This is a genomic window from Bifidobacterium gallicum DSM 20093 = LMG 11596, from assembly GCF_000741205.1.
GTDB classification, from domain to species: Bacteria; Actinomycetota; Actinomycetes; order Actinomycetales; family Bifidobacteriaceae; genus Bifidobacterium; species Bifidobacterium gallicum.
Genome location: NZ_JGYW01000004.1, coordinates 207,654 through 226,826 on the forward strand (window position 1 = coordinate 207,654; position 19,173 = coordinate 226,826).

Here is a 19,173-nt window from a genome sequence, read left to right on the forward strand (position 1 = left end):
GCGAGGCAACCCGCGCAGCCTCTGCAGGCGAGGACGCGTCTGAAGATGTGGAACGGTTAAGCAGCCTTCTGGTCGTTGACGTCGACGATGGCCTGCTCTTGCTTCATCTGTTCCTTGACGACCTGCGCATATTCGGGCACGTATTCCTGGCCCGAAAGCTGCTGGATTGCTTTGACGACGCGGTCGGTCAGCTCACGCAGCATCTCACGCGTCACCTGGTCGGACGGCACGACCTTGACTTCGATAGGTTTGCCGTATATCACTTTTGTACGGCCCTTGCCGGGGATCACAGTGCCGGGCTGTTGCAGTTCACGCGTGCCAATCAACGCTGCCGGAATGATCGGGGCACCCGTTTCCAAAGCCAGACGGGCCACACCAGTGTGTCCCTTGTACAAGCGACCGTCCGGACTGCGAGTGCCTTCCACATGGATGCCGAACAGGTGACCTTCGTCAAGAATCTCACGCGCATGTTCGAGCGCACCCAACGATTTTGAACCGCCCGAACGGTCCACGGGGAACACGCCGGCATTCGTGAAAAACCACTTCTTCAGCGCGCCCTTGACGCCTTTGCCTTCAAAATATTCGGCCTTGCCCATGAAATGGATCATGCGCGGGCAGGTCAACGGCAGCAGACCGTCGTCAATCACGGCCAAATGGTTCGCGGCGATAATGGCGCCACCCTTGCGCGGGATGTTTTGCAAACCTTCGACCTCGGGCTGGAATCGACGTCGAGCAAGCGGTCCCAACGTTTTCACAAAAAACCAATACAACATGGTGAAAACCTCCCGTAGGTTGACGCACCGCCTGATTACAGTGGTCAAGTATGACTGAACTCAACAATAGCAACGACGGGGACGAACTCGACGCACGTCGCGACATGCATCCGCGTGACGGGCAGGAGCAGCGGCCGCCACACGCCTCGGGGGGTTCACAGGATGCTGGTGACGTGCTGGATGATACCGATGCGGCCTGGGCCGCGTTCATGCAGGACCATGCCGACGACTTGTCTGACATCAGCACGTCGCGCACGGCCAAGAAGTTCTCACGCAAAGCCGACAAGCTTGAGCACTCCGCGCAGGCCTCGCATGCGCAGAAGGAACACAAGCAACGCATGCTGTCGGTAGATGAACTGCCAGACAAGGATTTTGTTGGCGGTCACACGTCGGGTCCGCGTGATTTCCATGCCTCAAGCTGGCTGGATGTGGACCAGGTGATGGATGACGCGTCACCGTTCGTGCCGCCGAATCCTGATTTGCATGATGTGCATCGCGGACGCGCGTTGCTATGGACGTTGCTCGTCTTGGGTGTTGCTGCTGTGATCATTGCCGCGTTGTTGCCGAGCTGGTCGGGTATTATCGGCCTGATTGGCGCGATTTTTGTGTTGCTTGGCGCGGGCGGTTTGGTGGCCATGCATCACGGTCATGATGACACGAAAATAACGTGGGATGATGACGGGGCGCGCGTCTGACAGCGCGGCAGCAAAACTGCACAACAGCAAAACAGCCAGATGACCGTGCCGCCGCGGGCTAAACCCCAGGACATACTCAACAATCCTCAATAACTCTTGATAACCACGAACAGGGCCGTGTCAAGCGAGATTCGATTCGCTGGACACGGCCCTGTTGAGTGTTCGACGGCGCCGCCTATTGCTTATGCAGCTTGCGCTGGTGCTTGAGCCTTACGCTTCGACTGCAGTTTCGCCCTGATCTTGCGCTTCAGCTGCGGCTTCAGCCTCAGCTTTGGCGTAGCGCTGCGCCGTTTCAATCCAGGTGTTGAGCAGCGCTTCGGCCTTGCCGCTGTCCACAGCCTGCTCAGCCAACGCATAGGCAGCCTGGAACCGCTCAGCCAGCGTGCCATTCGCAGGCACCTGGCGGCCATCGGCCACAATGGCCGAAGCTGCGTTGAGCAATGCCGTTGTGCGGAACGGCACATCCTTGCCGGCCAGGAAGTCACGCACAGCCTGCGCATTGACCTCAGGCATGCCGCCACGCAAATCATCAATCGTGATTGCATCGAGTCCGAGTTCCACTGTCGGATCGAACTCCTGCTCGCTCACGGTGCCATCACGGAATTCCCATACGGAAATTGGCCCGGTCGGCGCCATTTCATCAAGGCCTTCCGCCGAGGTGTACACCATGCCCGTCTGGCCGTTGGCCGCGTACACCTGGGCCATGATCGGGCTCAGCGCGCGGTTGGCGCAGCCAATCGCCACATGCTTGGGATGAGCCGGATTCGTCAACGGTCCCAGCACGTTGAACACGCACGGCACGCCCAACGCCGCGCGCACGGGTCCCACGAACCGCATGGCCGGATGGAACGTCTTGGCGAATGCGAACGTGATGCCCGTTTCACCGGCGATCTTGGCCACGGATTGCGGCGAGAGGTCCAGCGGCATGCCCAACGCTTCGAGGCAGTCGGCGGCTCCGCACTGCGACGATGATGCACGGTTGCCATGCTTGACCACTGTCACGCCTGCGGCGGCCGCCACAATGGCTCCCATCGTCGACAGGTTCACCGTGTGCGCACCGTCACCGCCCGTGCCAACAATATCGGTGGCTTCCGCCGCTACTGGCAATGGCACGGCATGGCCGACCATGGCTTTGGAGGCTCCGGCGATTTCCTCAGCCGTCAACCCGTTGCTCTGCTGTGTGGCCAGCACGGCACCGACCATCGTCGGATTGGCGTTGCCTTTCATCAAGTCGTCCACAAACCATTCGGACTCGTCGGCATTGAGATGCTCCCCGTGCATCAGCTTCATCAACAACGATTTCCACATGATCTGTGTCATGGTCATACTTCCTTTACATTTCCAATGCCCCCGTTCGAGGTGGCATCATTTTAACGATTCCATATATTGTCAAAAATATTCGTCCGCATCCTAAGATGCTGGACTGCCGCACCCCGTTCCCATGCTGCCCGTCTATTTGACGCACCCGAGGGACCCGAGACACCCGTTATGCCTTGCGTATGCACAAGCGGCGTACCCATCCCCCTTGGGAACGAATACGCCGCTTGTGTTGCTTGAGTCGCTCGTGTCGCTTCTGTTGCGTTGCTGCCCGCTCCCCCATGCGTGCCACGGTGGCTTATTGCCATTACAAGTGACACGCATGGGCAGTGAAATTCCATCACTGCGGACTGCTACTGCTACAGCTCACTACTCGCTGCTCACTGCTCACTGCTCGTTCTGACCGTGGCACTGCTTGTACTTGCGACCCGAACCGCATGGGCACTGGGCATTGCGACCCGTTCCCGGGAACGTGCGGCCGTCAGCCCACGGCGTCTTGCGCTCGTTGCTCTTGGGGCGCTTGGACGCGGGGACGGCGCCATCAGCATGCGAGACAGGCTTGGGACCCACCACGCTGCCTTCACGCGTGTGCGAGTGGCGCTGTTCATGCTCGGTACGCAGCTCCTGAGCCGTGGCCTCTTCATCACCATGGTTGTCGATCTGGGCCGGCTCTGCCGGTTCGCTCAGATCCGTGTCGACGTTCTTGACCGCGTCTTCGAGCGACGTGTCATCACCCTCGGCCTCCTGTGCGCTGTCCACGGCCTCGTCGATACGCTCATCCTCGCTTTGGCCAATTTCAACCTCGGCGTTGTCCTTGTCAATCTCGAACGAGTTCGACACGGTGCCCTGCGCATCCTCATGGGTCTGCTCATCCGTGATTTCCGCCACGTCGGCGTCAATCGCAATGGCTTCATCCTCGTCGGTCACATCCTGCGTGTGAGCCACGCTCTGGATGTCCACGTTGAACATGAGCTGGATGGTCTCCTCCTTGATCGCTTCAATCATGGAGTTGAACATCTGGTAGCCTTCGCGCTGGTATTCGACGAGCGGGTCGCGCTGGCCCATGCCACGCAGGCCGATGCCGTCCTTGAGGTAATCCATCTCATAGAGGTGCTCACGCCACTTGCGGTCGAGCACAGCCATAACCACACGGCGTTCCAGCTGGCGCAGATCGTCGTCGCTGAGCGGCTCGGCAAGCACGTCATACTGGTCCTGCGCGTCTTCAACAAGCAGGTCCACAGCGGCTTGCGCGGCCTTCTCGCCCTTGAGCCCGTCAGTGGCTTCCTTGAGCTGGTCCACAGTCACCGTCGTCGGGTACAGGTCGGCGGCAGCCTTGACTAGGCCTTCGAAATCCCAATCGCGAGGCTTGTCGGAGCCACGGTTCGCGCCGCGCACATAGCTGGCCAGCGTGTCGGAGATGAAACGCTCCACATCCTCATGGATGTCTTCGCCCTTGAGCACGGCCTGACGTTCGGCGTAGATTACCGTACGCTGCTTGTTCATCACGTCGTCGTACTTGAGCACGTTCTTACGGATTTCGAAGTTGCGCGATTCCACAGCCTTCTGTGCCGTGCGCACGCCCTTGGACACCGACTTGGACTCGATTGGCTCGCCTTCCGGCATGCCCTTGGCCATGACGCGCGCCACGAGCTGCGTGTTGAACAGGCGCATCAGGTCGTCTTCAAGGCTCAAGTAGAAGCGCGATTCGCCCGGATCGCCCTGACGGCCCGAACGGCCGCGCAGCTGGTTGTCGATACGGCGCGATTCGTGACGTTCGGTGCCGAGCACATACAGGCCGCCAAGTTCCTTGACTTCCTCGTGCTCTTCCTTGACCTGATCCTTGATTTCCTTCAAGGTTTGCGGCCACAGGCGCTCGTAATCTTCCGGCGTTTCTTCCGGCGAGTAGCCTTCCTTCTTGAGCTTGGCATCGGCGAGGAATTCCACGTTGCCGCCCAGCATGATATCGGTACCACGGCCTGCCATGTTCGTGGCCACGGTCACGGCTCCCTTGCGGCCGGCCACGGCCACAACGGCGGCTTCCTTCTCATGCTGCTTTGCGTTGAGCACCTGGTGTTCGATGCCGGCCACGTCGAGCAGCGACGAGACGATTTCCGAGGATTCGACGCTTGCCGTACCGAGCAGCACAGGCTGGCCCTTCTTGTGACGCTTGGCCACGTCACGCACAATCGCCGCGAGCTTTTCCTTCTTCGTACGGAAAATCAGGTCGTCCTTGTCCTGGCGGATCATCGGACGGTTCGTCGGGATCGGCAGTACGCCGAGCTTGTAGGTGCCCATGAATTCGGCGGCCTCGGTCTCAGCCGTACCGGTCATGCCCGACAGCTTGTCGTACATACGGAAGTAGTTCTGCAGCGTGATCGTTGCGAACGTCTGGTTCTCGGCCTTGACTTCCACGTTTTCCTTGGCTTCGATGGCCTGGTGCAGGCCTTCGTTGTAGCGGCGGCCCGGCAGGATACGGCCCGTGTGCTCATCAACGATCAGCACTTCACCTCCCGTGACCACGTAGTCACGGTCACGCAGGAACAGTTCCTTGGCCTTGATTGCGTTGTTCAGGTAGCCGATCAGAGCCGTGTTGTCGGGCTCGTAGAGGTTGGCGATGCGGAGGTAATCCTCGACCTTGGTGATACCGGCGTCCAAAATGCCAATCGTCTTCTTCTTCTCGTCGACTTCATAGTCTTCGTCACGCGTGAGCTTGACGACGAGCTTTGCGAACTGGCGGTACCAGCGCGTCACGTCACCTTCCGCCGGACCGGAAATGATCAATGGCGTACGGGCCTCATCAATCAGGATCGAGTCGACCTCATCGACGATGGCGAAGTGGTGGCCGCGCTGCACGAGCTCACCCTTTTCCCACGCCATGTTGTCACGCAGGTAGTCGAAACCGAATTCGTTGTTCGTACCGTAGGTGATATCGGCGTTGTACTGCTTGCGACGTTCCGGCGGACGCTGGTTCGTCACGATGCAGCCCACGCTCATGTTCAGGAAGCGGTAGATACGGCCCATCAGCTCGCTCTGGTAGCTGGCCAGATAGTCGTTGACGGTCACGACGTGCACGCCCTTACCTTCGAGCGCGTTCAGGTAGCTCGGCAACGTTGCCACGAGCGTCTTGCCTTCACCTGTCTTCATTTCGGCGATGTTGCCCCAGTGCAGGGCCGCGCCGCCCATGAGCTGCACATCGAAGTGGCGCTGGCCCAGTGTGCGCTTCGAAACTTCACGCACGGTGGCGAATGCTTCCGCCATCAGGTCGTCAAGCTTGGCTCCGTTGTCGAGCTGCTGCTTGAACTTGGCGGTCTGGCCCTTGAGTTCCTCGTCGGTCAGTGCGCTGATCTCATCTTCGAGCGCGTTCACTGCCTTGGCCACGTTCTCCAGTCGCTTGATCTGGTGGCCTTCACCCATGCGCAGGGCCTTGTCGAAAATATCAACCACAGTTACTCCTCGTTTCGGTGCTGCAAAAACACTTCAGAGCTTAGCGCTCTCATACCCCCTACAACTCATTTTCCGACCATTTTATTCAATTATTTCCGCCACGCACACAAATGCTTTGCAAACACCCCATTTCCCCGCCTCTCTATCCAGGCACAAACAGCGATACATCCCTTGCGACGCGCTGTCCCAGCGTCATATTGACAGCATGTTCCGCCAATCACCGTCCCCCACCACCCAATCGCATTGCACACCACACCAGCCCATTGCTATCACTTCCAATGTGAGAAGCGGCGCCTATCCGTCGGTAAGCAACACACTGATGCATGCAACAATGCATACAAAAAGGGACCCCGAAGGGTCCCCGTGCGTATTCAACCGGATCTACGGAAATCAGGCTTCGTGCTCTTCGCGAGCTTCCTGTTCCTTCTTCACGTTTTCAGGAGTGTCAATCTCGAAGACGCCATAGCTCCAGCCGTGACGGTGGTAGACGACCGACGGACGGTTCGTGGCCTTGTTGACGAACAGGAAGAAATCGTGGCCGATGAGTTCCATCTCGTAGAGGGCCTCATCAATCGACATCGGTTCCGCCACGTGCAGCTTGCGACGAATCACAATCGGCGTATCGCCAACCTGCACTTCAACCGACTCACCCGGTGCCAGCTCCGAAGCGACAGCGGCTTCAGGGCTGTTCTCCACGTCGACATCACCTTCGATATCGGCGGTTTCCTCGCTCGGCGGCACCTCGTGGCCTGCCTCCAGCGGCACTGGAGCGTAACCGCGACGATGATCCTTACGACGGTCGCGGGTACGGCGCAGACGCAGCGTCAGCTTGTCGAGCGCCATGTCCAGTGCGCTGAACTCGTCAGCGTTGGAAGCTTCGGCACGCACCACGGTGCTGCCGGCAATCACGGTGATTTCCACGCGCTTGGCCGTATCAGCCAGACGCGGGTTGCCCTCATGAGACACAACAATCTGGATGCGCTGTGTATCGGGGGCGATAGCGGTCACACGATTCATCTTGCTATCAACGACGTCACGGAACTTCTGCTTAATCTGCGTATGACGCCCTGTAATGACGATCTCCATGTGGACCTCCCTAGACTCAAGCGGTGCTACCCGCTATATATGGGTCGTTCGGAACCCCCGAACGATGTACTCAAACATTGTAATGGACAGTTCTAGATAAAACGCAAGTTTTCTGAGAAGTTTCTGACAACTGTATGCCAGTGTCGTCAAAATGTCGTCATTTTGAGCACCAATCGCCCGTATGACGGCGCGGGAGTGACGGCGTTGTCAATCGGCAGGTTACAATGGGGTGCTTGAGACCCCTCGATGGCCGCGATCAGCAATGGTTGAGGAACTTCCGGGCTCCATAGAGCACGATGGCGGATAACGTCCGCCCAGGGTGACCTGAGAGATAGCGCAGCAGAGAACAGACCGCCTGCACACTCGTGCAGGTAAGGGTGAAACGGCGGTGTAAGAGACCACCGGGACGTTGGTAACAACGGCCGCATGGCAAGCCTCATCGGGAGCAAGGCCAAGCAGAAGGCAGGGTTGCTCGCCCACATGCCTTCGGGTAGGCTGCTAGAGCCTGGCGGTGACGTCAGGTCGAGATGGATGGCCATCCGTACCGATTCGGTACGACAGAACCCGGGGTATGAGGGGTCTCATCTTCATTCTTCCCAATGATTACAAGCAACCTTCATCGGCAATCCCAAGCAACAAGAACCGCAAAGAGCTTGCGGCGCCTTCGACGCATGTGCATGAATGACCATTCCCAGATGGCCTGCGCCTTATAGCCTAGGCCCATACTCCCGAATCAAGCAGCAGATTATGCGGCAAACAGCTCATCGGCCACTCGCCGCAGATCGGCACTGCCATGGCCTTTGCGCGCGCCCGCGCTCCAAAAACGACGCAACCTGGCCTGACGCTCCACCCCGCGCGTCTTGGCAGCCACGGTTTGTCCCAACTCCCACGCGCTTTGCTCAAACAAGCCTTCATCACGGCCTTGGGCAATCACGGCATCCACGCAGGACCTCGCCACGCCTTTGCGCAGCAATGTATGGCGCACACCCTGCTCCCCCATATGCTTGTGCAAGCATGAACGCATGAGCGAGCGGCCAACGGCAGCATCATCCATGTATCCGAGCTCGGCGAGACGGTCCATGACCGATTCAATGACTTCAGCTTCGAAGCCGCGCTCACCCAACCGTTCGCGCATGGCGCCCGTGGAACGCGAACTCGCGTCCAACAGGCGCAATGCCGTATCCATACAGGCTTGCCGGTCCATACCATCGGCGGCCGGCACAAACGCGAATCCGCCGTGGCGGGAACGACGTTTCATCGATACCTGCCGAGAGGCATGAGTCCCGCGATTCCCGTCACGCTTGCGCGCATCACCATGCATGCCACGATGCACGCCATCATGGGCACCGCCAGCAGGCATGCCGTACCGTGCAGGCCCACCATGTTCTGCCGACATGCCACACTCTGCTGGCACACCGCATTCTCGCGCCACACTGCATTCTCCCGTCACGACGCCATTGTCCGACGCATCGGCCGAGCTGGCATCCATCGATGCCGAGGCGCCCGGTGATGTCGCCGCATGGCGTGACAGGAATTCTTCAGCGGAAATCATGGTGATCCAATCCGGTCCTCAATACGAGCAACTGTGTCAGACAGTGCAAACCGTCTGGCTCAGTATGCCACATCCTCAGTTGCGCCCGACGCCAATTCGGCATCGCCTTCAGCGCCTTCCACGAACTGCTCCTCAGGCTCCAGCAGGCCAAACGCCACCTTGACCTGGTCCTCGATCTGGCGAGCCAGTTCAGGGGTGTCCTTGAGGTATTTGCGCACGTTCTCACGGCCTTGGCCGAGCTGGTCGCCATTGTAGGTGAACCAGGAACCCGACTTCTTGACCACATCGGTTTGCAACGCCATATCAAGAATCGAGCCTTCACGCGAAATGCCCTCACCATAGAGCACATCGAACTCAGCCGACTTGAACGGCGGAGCCATCTTGTTCTTGACCACCTTGACTCGCGTGCGGTTGCCCACAGCCTCATCACCGGCTTTGATCGTCTGGATGCGACGGATGTCAAGACGCACCGACGAATAGAACTTCAACGCCTTGCCGCCCGTCGTGGTCTCAGGACTGCCAAAGAACACACCTATTTTCTCGCGAAGCTGGTTGATGAAAATGGCCGTGGTGCCGGCCTGCGCCAAAGCGCCTGTCATCTTGCGCAGCGCCTGGCTCATCAGACGTGCCTGCAAGCCCACATGGCTGTCGCCCATGTCGCCTTCAATCTCAGCCTTGGGCACCAACGCGGCGACCGAATCGACCACAATCACGTCCAGCGCGCCCGAACGGATCAGCATGTCGGCGATTTCCAACGCCTGTTCACCGTTGTCTGGCTGCGAGACAATCAGCGAATCGGTATCCACTCCAAGCTTGCGCGCATAGACGGGATCGAGCGCATGTTCGGCGTCGATAAACGCCGCAACACCGCCATTGCGCTGCGCATTGGCCACCACATGCAACGCCAATGTGGTCTTGCCCGATGATTCAGGTCCGTAAATTTCGACAATGCGGCCTCGCGGCAGGCCGCCAATACCCAAGGCCATGTCCAACGCCAATGAACCTGTGGGAATGACTTCCACATCCTGTTCAGGACGGTCCCCCAAGCGCATGGCCGACCCTTTGCCAAAGCTTTTCTCCACTTGCTTGAGCGCCGTGTCCAGCGCTTCCTGACGCTTGGGATCGATGCCGCCTTGCACCGTATTCTTCTGGTCGTTCTTCGACTGAGCCATTGCCCTCTCCTTCGCTGTAGTGCGCCATGCATGACCCATGCAAGCGGTCTGCATGTCACGCTACCGTGTGGCTCCTGTGGCCGGCAAGAGTGCAGGGGCAATGTGGAGAACCAAGTCGCGCATCCACATTCACCATGACCGCTTGCATGCCACAATCATGAGCTGTACCGCATTCGAGTATAGCACCAATGCGAACAAATGTTCGAATATGGCTGCATTATGCGCCGTGTCGTGGCAAACACGCAATCGACACGATCAGACCATAGCAATCACAGGATTTACAGAAACCACAGAAACCACAAACCCGTGGTCATCCTTGAAAATCCACCGGCAGCGGCGGTGCCGCATGGTCCTTGCCCCATCGCTTGGCATCGGGCACATCCATCTGGTCGCACAGCACATTCCACACCACGCGTGGTTCCACGCCGGCATCCAGCGCTTCCACGACGGTCATGCCATCCAACCGCGTCAATCCTTGGTCGCGAGACAATGCACGGCCGTAACTGCGACCGAACACTTCCTCAACCAATTGCCAAAACTCTCGTTCACGCATAGCCGCCACACTAGCCCATCGTTCGAACCGGCGTAATGCCGTACCCAACCAACGCCAACGCCGCCACTGTTGTGGCGGGGCGTTGGTGCTATGTATGATGCAATGCCCGTACGAAGCGAGGCAATGCTTGGGGCGTTTCAGGCTTCCACAGAATCCAGATAATCAGCTACGAGGCGCAGCATCTGCGAGGTGGACAGGCCCAGCGATTCGGAGATGGAGGCGAGCAGCTCGGAGCTGGCTTCCTTCTGGCCACGTTCCACTTCAGACAGGTAGCCGAGTGACACACCGGCCTTCTCGCTGACCTCACGCAACGTCTTGTGGTCACGTGTGCGCAAATCACGCAAGACATGGCCGATGGCCTCACGCAGTGAAACTTCCTTCACTTCGCCGCCGATGATTTCGCGCTTGCGCACGACGGAACGCGGCTTGTTGGTTTCGGCGTCTTCCTCCTGCCACATGCGGGCCAGTGCGGCCTGTCGCTCATCCTTGGCTTTCTTGGCGGCGCGCGCACGCAGGACTTGCTGCTGCGCGAACATCACAGCGCGACGCTGTGCAGGGGTAAGTTCGCGCATACGGGCGCCGCCGCTGCGAATCGGAGAAGGGACCTCTACAACCTTCTCAACCTCGATGGTTTCCTTTGTTGCCACGGTCATGACAATCCCCTTTCACGCTTTCAAACACTCAATTCACTATTCAGTACAGAAATGCATCCTGTGAGCAAGCTGTGAAATGGCTCAGGTTTTCCAAAACACAGCAAACAGTCCTATGTCTAATTATTTCTCTTGTTCCTTGTAAATGCAAGCGTAAGGCCGTTTCAGGGGTGTTGCGCAAATTGTCGAAAATTGTTGGAAACGACACGCCGATATACACCAATCCCGCCGGCTTGTCGCCGTCAGGACCGGGCCCCGCCACGCCTGTCGTCGACAGTCCGATGACGCGACCGTCATATTCCGGTTGGCTAAACAGTTGCGCTGTAAGCCTTGCCATCTGCCGGGCCACACGGGGGTCCACAGCGCCGCTTTCCTGCAAGAGAACAGGGTCCACATGCAGCACACTTGCTTTGGCACGAATATCGTACGTTACGGCCGATCCCAAAAACACTTGGCTCGCGCCCGGAATGCGTACAAACGCGTCTGCCAGCAGGCCGCCCGTCAATGATTCGGCGCACGCGATTTTGATCGCATGCTCGGCACACCATTCAAGGATCGGCGCAGCCAGTTCATCACAAGCCTGCTGCAGCTCGTCCACCGTGGTCAACGAGTTCGCCCGAAAATCCACTGCCGCATTGTCATTCATTATGATCTCCCCACTTTTCCCATATCGTTGCCACCCACATTGCCATCGCCTCACTGGCCATGTGCGTATCTGCCGGTATATGCAATCAGGGCCTGCTGGCAACGCCTGCAGGCCCTGATATCACGCTTGGTGGTTCACTGGCGCTTGGTGCCCCAGCCGAACGTGTTTGACAAGTACTCCCATCCCGAGTACAGGCACAGGATCAACGAGAAGTAGATCAACGCATACATGATGACCAGATAGATGTTGAGCCATACAGGCTGCCCTGTGCCGGCCAACGACCACACGGGCAACATCAACATGCCCAGACCAATGCATTGCGTCAGCGTCTTGTATTTGCCGGCTTGGGATGCGGCAATGACCTTGCCACCTTCCTCAATCACGAAGAAGCGCATGATCGTGATGCCCAACTCACGCACGGCAAACAGCAACGTGACAACCCAACCGAGAATCGGATTGCCGAATTCGTTGAAACAGGCGGCAACCACAAGCGCGCCCAACGTCAACAGCTTGTCGGCGATCGGGTCGAGCAGCTTGCCCAATTCGGTGACCTGATTGTATTTGCGCGCCATCCAGCCGTCGATTTTATCGGTCGAAGCGGCGATGATGAAGATCACGCCGGCCCACCAGCGCAGCGCCATATTATGCGATCCCCAAGGGCCGCCTGCAATATAGAGAATCAAAAATACCACGACGAGGATGATGCGTGAGAAGGTCACAAGGTTCGGTGGCGCATTCCAGCCGTCCCATAGGGAACGCTTCTCCGCAGTATCCGTTTGTTGCACTATCGCTCACCTCATCATGCAATCGTGGGTCGTGCCATTGGCAGGCTCCGACCATCCATGTGGCACCATAATAAAGCTATGCTGCCCCAAGATACGCCAAACTAGCATACCGGACAACAGCATTTACTGCACACCGTCCGCTCAGGCGTCTTCCTGGCCGTCCGGGTCCGTAGTCAGTGTGGGTGTCTGGCCTTTGATGAACGCCAACACCTGCGGCAAATCCTGGGGTTGCACGAGCACTTCACGGGCCTTGGACCCTTCGGATGGGCCCACCACACCACGCGATTCCAGCAAATCCATGAGACGACCGGCCTTTGCGAAGCCCACGCGCAGTTTGCGCTGCAGCATCGACGTGGAACCGAACTGGCTTGATACCACGAGTTCAGCCGCTTGCAGCAGTTCATCCATATCGTTGCCGATGTCCTCTGTAGGATCGAGTTTGCTCGACTCGACTTCCTTGGCCATCTGTTCAATGTCTTCACGGTAATGCGGTTTGCGTTGGGTGCGCACGAATTCCACGGCACGTCGAATTTCCGACTCGTTGACCCATGATCCCTGCACGCGGATCGGCTTGGCGCTGCCCATGGGCAGGAACAACGCGTCACCTTGACCAATCAGGGTTTCCGCGCCCGTCGTGTCAAGGATGACGCGTGAATCCGTGGCTGACGACGTGGCGAACGCGAGACGTGAAGGAATGTTGGCCTTGATCAGACCCGTCACCACGTCCACGGACGGACGCTGCGTGGCCAACACCAGATGCACGCCAGCCGCTCGCGCCAGCTGCGTGATGCGCTGGATTGAGCTTTCCACATCGTTTTTGGCCACCATCATCAAATCGGCCATCTCGTCGACCACAACAAGCAGGTACGGATATGGCGCCACTTTGCGGTTCGAGCCTGCGGGCGCATGCACTTTGCCTGCGCGCACGGCCTCATTGAAATCCTTGACGTGCCTAAAGCCGAAGAATTCCAGGTCCGAGTAACGCGCATCCATTTCCTTGACCACCCATTCGAGCGCTTGGGCGGCTTTCTTCGGGTCAGTGATGATTGGCGTCAACAGATGCGGGATGCCCGCGTAAGCCGACAATTCCACACGTTTGGGATCGACCATGATCATGCGCACCTGGTCAGGGGTGGCTCGCATGATGATCGAGGTCAGCATCGAGTTGATGAAGCTCGACTTACCTGAACCCGTGGCACCAGCCACGAGCAAATGCGGCATTTTCGTCAAATCGGCCGTCACAAAGTGGCCTTCCACGTCTTTGCCGACGCCTGCGATCATCGGATTGGGGTCTTCACGCGCTTTGCCCGAACGCAATACGTCACCCAGATGCACGATTTCGCGGTCAACGTTCGGAATCTCAATGCCGATGGCCGACTTGCCCGGAATCGGCGACAGAATGCGCACGTCCGTGCTGGCCACGGCATATGCGATGTTCTTTTGCAGGTTCGTGACTTTCTCGACTTTGACGCCCGGTCCCAGTTCAACCTCGTATTGCGTTACGGACGGTCCACGTAGGAATCCGACCACTTTGGCATCCACGTTGAACTGTTCAAACGTATTGGTCAACGAACGAATCACGGCATCATTGGCCGGCGTGCGCGCCGCATGCGGCTTGCCTTTGGCCAGCAATCCAAGGTCAGGCAGCTGGTAGGGCGCGAGCGCTTCCCCATGCTCGCCATCGTCATCAACATCGTCGCCGGACCAAGCGTGCGCGGTTCCGGTCGCATTCTGCCCAACCGCATTCGGGCCGGCCGCCATCGTCGCGGCGGCTGTCTCCATCTGCGCCGCGTCGGCATCGGGCACCGTATGTGCTTCGGCATCCGCATGGCCTGTCGAGACGGGCATCACACGCGTGGGTGATGGCGCTGTGTATTGCGCCGCCGCCAACGCCGTACCGCTGGCCGGCATCAGTTCACCGGTGGCCGGGTCAACGAACATTGTTTGTTCGTCATCCATAGCGGCCCAGGGGTCACGGCTCGATGTGGGCATGACCATTGTTTGTGAGGCGCGCTGCGCTTTGGGCACAATTTCGGTTTCATCGGCGCGGCCGTGCCGGGAGGCGGCGCGTTGGAACGCTTCATCGCCCGCATATTCGTCAAGCATCGTGTCATCGGCCGGTGGGTGGCGCCGTTGGAACAGACGCTTGTACCATGGCAGCCGGCTTGGTACGGCATCCTCATTATCGTCATGGCCATCATGCAGCGGCACTCCAGCGGCGAACTGCAACCCGTTGGAATCCAACCGGTCTTCGTCATCCAGACCGTCGTACGCATGGTCCGCGGGCACACCCTTGCCAGTCAGCGTGCGAATACGGTCGGGAATATCAGTCACATGGGTTTGTGTGAGCAGCAATATCGAAAACACTGCCACCACCACAAACACAACGATCGCGAAGCCTTGGGACAGTCCCCACGCCAACGGGGAACCGATTGCGAAGCCCAGCAACCCGCCGGCCCGTTGCACCGACGCCCACGTGAAGGAATGCTGGTTGGACGCAATGGCCACATCGACGATCGAACATAACGACCACAACAGCAGGAACCAGCCCAACATCACGCGCGGATTGCCTGAATCCTTGCCGGCGTTACGCATCAGCCGAACAGCCACAATCACGAGCAATACGGGCAGCACAATGCTGAATATGCCGAGTAGCCCCGAAGCGAACGCATGCAAAGCTTGGCCCAATGGGCCGTCCACGCGGAACCATTCGGAACCACAAAAGAACACAGCCAAAATGATCAGCACAAAGCACAAGCCGTCACGCCGGTACGCAGGGTCGTATTCGCCCACGCTGATTCGCCGCACACCCGATCCGACCGCGCGCGGCACGGCCAGCAACATGCGTTTGCCCAAGGATTCCTGTTCGTCGTCCGCCTGTGTTTGGGCGCCACCGGATTGCGCGCTGCGCACGGGTTTGCTGCCATCCGCACGGTTGCTGGCGGATGAGGATTGCTTTGAGGATGTTGATCGTGCCATAACAGTACCCGATTCTACCGGTTGCGCGACACCGCATGTCAGCTCCGTTCACAATGCCGCCCGTATCGGGTCACCCATGTTCATTTACGTTGTTGCACCCGTCCGACTTGCGCTACACTCAGGGGCATGACACCAGCAGAACGTGCGAGCGCAGTCGCATTTGCACTGAAAAACTGCGCGATTGAGGCAATGACGCCTTCCGAACCTGTCATGGACTATTGCATGCGTTACGAACAGGGCGACGTGGACAGCGCCGACCTTGTGCGTTTCGCCGACGAACAAGGCGCAAGCCACCGCGATGCCGTGTTCGCACGCACTGTGCGCCTGGCTGAACAAGGTTGGGAGCCATCGGGTGGTCTTGATGAACTGGTCGCGATTCACCGCCGGCTCTATGACGACGTGTTCGATGATGCGGGAGAACTGCGTACGAGCGCCAACGAACGTCGCGGTGCCGACACGTCGATTGTGTTCTTTCCCGCTTCGCTGATTGAGACGGGTGCGGCCAACATTGCCAGTGAGCTTGAGGAACTGCACGAGTTGCGCGGTCTGGACCGTCCCGACGTGATTGACGCGCTGGCCCATATTTATGATGAGCTCGGCTATTTGCATCCGTTCGTGGGTGGAAACGCGGCCGTGCTGCGCATGTTCATCTCGCGTTTGACGCATGCGGCCGGTTGGGATTTGGATTGGGGTCTGGTTAACCGTGACGAGTACGAGCAGGCCAAGCATCTGGCTTATCACGGTGACACGTCAGGATTCCATGCCATGTTCGACCGCATCGCGCGTCCGGCCAATCCGAGCCGCGTGTTTCTCGTGGCGGGTTGGGACCAGGGTCCCGCGCACTGACAGTCGCGCATACTCATGCAGCAGCATTCTGGACGTACGTCAGGTTCGTCCGTCACTCTTGCACGGCGCCCAAATGATGCTGCACATACTCATCAGCCCTCGCGTCGATCGCATCGTAGCGTCCGGCATCGGCGTTGGCGATGATCGCCATCGCGTTGTCCACGAGCTTGGGATTGAGCGCGTTGAGCCAGTGGATGCGCGGGTCGCGTCCGAACCAGCCCATTTGTTTGCGCGCCAGACGCTTGGTTTTCTGCGCGATATCGGCGATCGTCTCGTCCATGTCACGCAATCCGTCCACATAATCGATGACCTGCTGGTAGCCCAACGCGCGTGACGCCGTGGCGCCCAGCCGCGGCCGAATACGTTCGACTTCCTCCACAAATCCTTGGTGCATCATCGCTTGCGTACGTTTGTCAATACGGGCGTCAAGTTCGGGCCGCGGCAAGTCCAGACCAATCTGCACGGACGGAATCACATACCGGTAGCGCGGCAACGTGGCGGAAAACGGTTGGCCCGTCAACGCGATGACTTCCAGCGCACGGATGGTACGTCGCACGTTCCTCGAATCCATATGCGCCGCGGCTTGCGGATCCTTGGTCTTGAGTTCGGCAAACAGCACGCCCGGACCTTCCGTTTGCGCTCGCTGCTCCAGCTGTTGGCGGATGTGCGCGTCCGTGCCCGGGAACGCAATGTCATCAATGGCGGCTCGCGCATACAAGCCCGATCCGCCCACGAGGATTGGCCGGATGCCTTGCGCTTGCAATGCGGCGATCGTCTGGCGCGCCAATTCTTGGAACCGTGCGACCGTCATCGTGTCATCCGGCTCGATGATGTCGATCAGATGATGCGGCACTTGGGCACGTTCTTCCGCGCTCGCTTTGGCCGTGCCCACATCCATGCCACGGTACATTTGATACGCGTCGGCGTTCACTATTTCGGCGCATTGGCCCAGTTGGGCAAGCCGTTGCGCCACAGCGATACCCAGTCCCGTCTTACCCGAGGCCGTCGGTCCCACAATCGACACGACACGTGGAACTTCCTCCAGTTGTTCGTTTATTGATTCCTCAGATTGCCTCATGGCCACTTCCATCCTTCGCCTACGCAACGCGTTGCTGTCCGACGGGGTGACGGCGACGGACGGCAACACGGCAATAATCAATACATTCTGACCACGTTCAGTGACGGATGCTGAACGTCTGACCGGCCGACGGATCAGGATCGGCAATCAGATTGTGCCGGCCCGCATGCGTGACGGTAGCCGTGACGAAATCACCCACCTGAGGCGTGTCAAACCCTTCAGGCACGCCAATATGCACAAGCTGACCCGTGCGCTCGCGACCCGTGACACGATGCGTATTGTCATCTTTCCTACCCGAACCCGTAATCATGACCTCCACGTCGCGACCCTCGAACGTAGCCAGATTCTCGGCGGTAATACGTTCCTGCAGCGCCACGAGACGTTCGAAACGCTCCTGGACCACGTCATGGTCAATCTGCTCCATCGCGGCGGCCGGAGTGCCCGGACGCGGCGAATAAATGAACGTGAACGCGGAAGCGAACCGGGCCTGCTCGACCACGTCAAGCGTGGCTTGGAAATCCTCTTCGGTCTCGCCAGGAAAGCCGACAATGATATCGGTGGAAATCTGCGCGTCAGGCATGGCCGCACGGATCTTGTCGAGAATCGTCAGGAACTTGGACGTGCGATATGAACGGCGCATCGCACGCAAAACGCGGTCCGAACCCGATTGCAACGGGAAATGCAACTGGTGCATGACGTTCGGCGTTTCGGCCATCGCAGCGATCACATCGTCCGTAAACGCGGCCGGATGTGGACTCGTGAAACGCACGCGCTCCAGCCCTTCGATCGAACCGCAGGCGCGCAGCAACTTCGAAAACGCAAACCGGTCGCCAATGCCATAGCCATACGAATTGACGTTCTGGCCAAGCAGTGTGACCTCTTTCGCACCGTTGTCAACACAACGCTGCACTTCGGCGAGCACGTCGCCGGGACGACGATCATGCTCCTTACCGCGCGTGGTCGGCACAATACAGAACGTGCATGTATTATTGCAGCCCACGGAAATGGACACCCAATTGGAAATCTTCGACGCACGGTCCACCGGGAGGTCGCTCGGAAACATGGTCAGATTGTCGTTGACCTTGACCTGCGGTTCCCCCGTCAAACGGTTCTGGTCAAGCAGCGCCGGCAAATCGCCAATGTTCTTCGTGCCAAACACGGCAGAAACCCACGGAGCCTTGCGGCAGATGCGCTCGCGGTCGAGCTGGGCCATACAGCCGCCCACGGCGATCTGCAAATTCGGACGTTCCTGCTTGATCCGATACCACAAGCCAACCGTGCCATACATGCGTTCGGCCGCGTTCTCACGAACGGCACAGGTGTTGAGCACAATGAGATCGACATCCTGAGCGTCCATCTGCTCTTGCGTGGCCGGAACATAGCCATCGGCTTCGAGCACACCGGCGATACGCTCCGAATCATGCACATTCATCTGGCAGCCCAGCGTATGCACATAAAACAGGCCTTTGCCGCGATCTTGCGCGGTAGCGGACGGGCTGGCGTTACGTTCCTCAGACGTCATCATCTCTTCATTCATGAGGCACCATGCTAGCGCGCACGGGCTAAAACCGGCAGGCGGACGCACCGTATTGCGCAC

15 protein-coding genes and 1 other RNA gene are annotated in these 19,173 nt (G+C 58.8%); 3 read left to right on the forward strand and 13 right to left on the reverse strand.

Annotation, left to right across the window (positions count from 1 at the left end; all coding sequences use genetic code 11):
* Nucleotides 1-56: 56 nt before the first annotated feature.
* Nucleotides 57-773 carry a lysophospholipid acyltransferase family protein gene (locus BGLCM_RS03685; RefSeq protein WP_006294404.1) on the reverse strand — a complete coding sequence of 239 codons (717 nt, stop codon included), beginning with the start codon at nucleotides 771-773 and terminating at the stop codon, nucleotides 57-59.
* A gap of 50 nt (nucleotides 774-823) precedes the next feature.
* Here BGLCM_RS03685 and BGLCM_RS03690 point away from each other — a divergent pair, with 50 nt between their 5' ends.
* A complete protein-coding gene (locus BGLCM_RS03690) occupies nucleotides 824-1,468 on the forward strand; it encodes a MerC domain-containing protein (RefSeq protein ID WP_006294403.1) in 645 nt (214 codons plus the stop codon).
* A gap of 210 nt (nucleotides 1,469-1,678) precedes the next feature.
* Here the strand turns inward: BGLCM_RS03690 and trpD are convergent, their stop codons facing one another.
* The 3 genes from trpD to hpf form a co-directional block, all read right to left on the reverse strand.
* Nucleotides 1,679-2,788, reverse strand: coding sequence for an anthranilate phosphoribosyltransferase (gene trpD / locus BGLCM_RS03695; protein ID WP_044084884.1), 1,110 nt, complete (start codon nucleotides 2,786-2,788; stop codon nucleotides 1,679-1,681).
* A 384-nt stretch (nucleotides 2,789-3,172) separates the two neighbouring features.
* Entirely contained in the window at nucleotides 3,173-6,229 is a 3,057-nt protein-coding gene (secA, locus tag BGLCM_RS03700) for a preprotein translocase subunit SecA (protein WP_044084787.1), read from the reverse strand.
* Between the two features lie 390 nt (nucleotides 6,230-6,619).
* Nucleotides 6,620-7,315, reverse strand: coding sequence for a ribosome hibernation-promoting factor, HPF/YfiA family (hpf, locus tag BGLCM_RS03705; RefSeq protein WP_006294397.1), 696 nt, complete (start codon nucleotides 7,313-7,315; stop codon nucleotides 6,620-6,622).
* A 234-nt stretch (nucleotides 7,316-7,549) separates the two neighbouring features.
* Here hpf and rnpB point away from each other — a divergent pair.
* Nucleotides 7,550-7,903, forward strand: an RNA gene (rnpB, locus tag BGLCM_RS08050) — RNase P RNA component class A.
* 157 nt (nucleotides 7,904-8,060) lie between these two features.
* Here rnpB and BGLCM_RS08635 read toward each other — a convergent pair.
* The 7 genes from BGLCM_RS08635 to BGLCM_RS03740 all read right to left on the reverse strand — a co-directional run bounded on the left by BGLCM_RS08635 (nucleotide 8,061) and on the right by BGLCM_RS03740 (nucleotide 15,652).
* Nucleotides 8,061-8,867: a regulatory protein RecX gene (locus BGLCM_RS08635; RefSeq protein ID WP_238548623.1), complete on the reverse strand. Its 807-nt coding sequence runs from the start codon at nucleotides 8,865-8,867 to the stop codon at nucleotides 8,061-8,063.
* Nucleotides 8,868-8,926: 59 nt separating this feature from the next.
* The gene (gene recA / locus BGLCM_RS03715) at nucleotides 8,927-10,039 is read right to left on the reverse strand and encodes a recombinase RecA (protein WP_044084788.1); all 1,113 of its coding nucleotides are present in this window, start codon (nucleotides 10,037-10,039) and stop codon (nucleotides 8,927-8,929) included.
* Between the two features lie 310 nt (nucleotides 10,040-10,349).
* Nucleotides 10,350-10,592, reverse strand: a complete 243-nt coding sequence (locus BGLCM_RS03720; RefSeq protein ID WP_006294392.1) for a DUF3046 domain-containing protein — start codon at nucleotides 10,590-10,592, stop codon at nucleotides 10,350-10,352.
* Between the two features lie 137 nt (nucleotides 10,593-10,729).
* The gene (locus BGLCM_RS03725) at nucleotides 10,730-11,245 is read right to left on the reverse strand and encodes a helix-turn-helix domain-containing protein (RefSeq protein WP_006294390.1); all 516 of its coding nucleotides are present in this window, start codon (nucleotides 11,243-11,245) and stop codon (nucleotides 10,730-10,732) included.
* 40 nt (nucleotides 11,246-11,285) lie between these two features.
* Nucleotides 11,286-11,831, reverse strand: coding sequence for a CinA family protein (locus BGLCM_RS03730; RefSeq protein WP_044084888.1), 546 nt, complete (start codon nucleotides 11,829-11,831; stop codon nucleotides 11,286-11,288).
* A gap of 191 nt (nucleotides 11,832-12,022) precedes the next feature.
* Nucleotides 12,023-12,673, reverse strand: a complete 651-nt coding sequence (gene pgsA, locus BGLCM_RS03735) for a CDP-diacylglycerol--glycerol-3-phosphate 3-phosphatidyltransferase (protein WP_006294388.1) — start codon at nucleotides 12,671-12,673, stop codon at nucleotides 12,023-12,025.
* 141 nt (nucleotides 12,674-12,814) lie between these two features.
* The gene (locus tag BGLCM_RS03740) at nucleotides 12,815-15,652 is read right to left on the reverse strand and encodes an FtsK/SpoIIIE family DNA translocase (protein ID WP_044084789.1); all 2,838 of its coding nucleotides are present in this window, start codon (nucleotides 15,650-15,652) and stop codon (nucleotides 12,815-12,817) included.
* A gap of 126 nt (nucleotides 15,653-15,778) precedes the next feature.
* Here BGLCM_RS03740 and BGLCM_RS03745 point away from each other — a divergent pair, with 126 nt between their 5' ends.
* Nucleotides 15,779-16,498 (forward strand): Fic/DOC family protein, encoded by a 720-nt coding sequence (locus BGLCM_RS03745; protein ID WP_006294386.1) that lies wholly within the window; start codon nucleotides 15,779-15,781, stop codon nucleotides 16,496-16,498.
* 52 nt (nucleotides 16,499-16,550) lie between these two features.
* Here the strand turns inward: BGLCM_RS03745 and miaA are convergent, their stop codons facing one another.
* Both miaA and miaB read right to left on the reverse strand, forming a co-directional pair.
* Nucleotides 16,551-17,576, reverse strand: a complete 1,026-nt coding sequence (gene miaA, locus BGLCM_RS03750) for a tRNA (adenosine(37)-N6)-dimethylallyltransferase MiaA (RefSeq protein WP_044084791.1) — start codon at nucleotides 17,574-17,576, stop codon at nucleotides 16,551-16,553.
* A gap of 97 nt (nucleotides 17,577-17,673) precedes the next feature.
* Entirely contained in the window at nucleotides 17,674-19,113 is a 1,440-nt protein-coding gene (gene miaB, locus BGLCM_RS03755; protein WP_006294384.1) for a tRNA (N6-isopentenyl adenosine(37)-C2)-methylthiotransferase MiaB, read from the reverse strand.
* Nucleotides 19,114-19,173 lie beyond the last annotated feature (60 nt).

Coding starts and splice junctions, on each gene's coding strand:
- hpf (WP_006294397.1), bottom strand. CDS start 7,315: ATGGAGATCGTCATTACAGGGCGTCATACGCAGATTAAGCAGAAGTTC.
- BGLCM_RS03685 (WP_006294404.1), bottom strand. CDS start 773: ATGTTGTATTGGTTTTTTGTGAAAACGTTGGGACCGCTTGCTCGACGT.
- BGLCM_RS03725 (WP_006294390.1), bottom strand. CDS start 11,245: ATGACCGTGGCAACAAAGGAAACCATCGAGGTTGAGAAGGTTGTAGAG.
- BGLCM_RS03745 (WP_006294386.1), top strand. CDS start 15,779: ATGACACCAGCAGAACGTGCGAGCGCAGTCGCATTTGCACTGAAAAAC.
- trpD (WP_044084884.1), bottom strand. CDS start 2,788: ATGACACAGATCATGTGGAAATCGTTGTTGATGAAGCTGATGCACGGG.
- miaB (WP_006294384.1), bottom strand. CDS start 19,113: ATGAATGAAGAGATGATGACGTCTGAGGAACGTAACGCCAGCCCGTCC.
- BGLCM_RS03740 (WP_044084789.1), bottom strand. CDS start 15,652: ATGGCACGATCAACATCCTCAAAGCAATCCTCATCCGCCAGCAACCGT.
- BGLCM_RS03690 (WP_006294403.1), top strand. CDS start 824: ATGACTGAACTCAACAATAGCAACGACGGGGACGAACTCGACGCACGT.
- BGLCM_RS03720 (WP_006294392.1), bottom strand. CDS start 10,592: ATGCGTGAACGAGAGTTTTGGCAATTGGTTGAGGAAGTGTTCGGTCGC.
- recA (WP_044084788.1), bottom strand. CDS start 10,039: ATGGCTCAGTCGAAGAACGACCAGAAGAATACGGTGCAAGGCGGCATC.
- miaA (WP_044084791.1), bottom strand. CDS start 17,576: ATGAGGCAATCTGAGGAATCAATAAACGAACAACTGGAGGAAGTTCCA.
- BGLCM_RS08635 (WP_238548623.1), bottom strand. CDS start 8,867: ATGATTTCCGCTGAAGAATTCCTGTCACGCCATGCGGCGACATCACCG.